Source organism: Bacillus sp. Xin1 (genome assembly GCF_013314535.1).
Lineage (GTDB): Bacteria > Bacillota > Bacilli > Bacillales > Bacillaceae_G > Bacillus_A.
The window spans coordinates 1-560 of sequence record NZ_JABUAE010000174.1 but is presented as its reverse complement, the minus strand read 5'-3'; the positions used below and the strand labels follow the sequence as shown (position 1 = coordinate 560).

Below are 560 nucleotides of genomic sequence, written 5' to 3'. Positions count from 1 at the left end.
CGGGGGTGGGTTTATTTTTTTAACTATGCTACCAGATGAGTCGCAGTGGTATAATTGTAAACAACACCCAAAATATCAAAGACTGTTTTTTTCTCATATCTGTGGGATTTTCGTCCGTTTCGCTGTAGGAGGTTAAACAGACGAAGGAGCACCTTTGATAATTTCTGGGTGTTTTTTTGTAATGCTTGATAAAACAGTAAAAAGTGGTCTTTAATCATGTACATTGCTTTATATTCGCTTAATTCTTTTTGCTTCTTACGCAACAAGAGCTCTCTCATTTTAAACATAGTAGAAGAACACAAGAGAATACCGATTAATTGCCCGTATAAATGACATTCTAATCGTTCTTGTTTAATAGATTTACAACGATGGATTTGAAACCAAGATTTCCATACTTTAAATAACAGCTCGATTTGCCAACGTAATGAATATAAATCATAGATTTTCTCTTTTGGTACCCATTCCGTAGGAATGTTTGTCATGTATACTGTAATTCCTTGTAAATGTTTCGTACGCTCTGTATAGGTAATCCCTTTTTTCTTTTCACGAATAGCTCGATC

At 34.5% G+C, this 560-nt stretch carries 1 protein-coding gene; it reads right to left on the bottom strand.

The window, feature by feature from the left end:
- Positions 1-23: 23 nt before the first annotated feature.
- Positions 24-560, bottom strand: a 537-nt coding sequence (locus HRG09_RS28370) for a transposase (RefSeq protein ID WP_174104106.1), incomplete at its 5' end; no start/stop codon positions are given.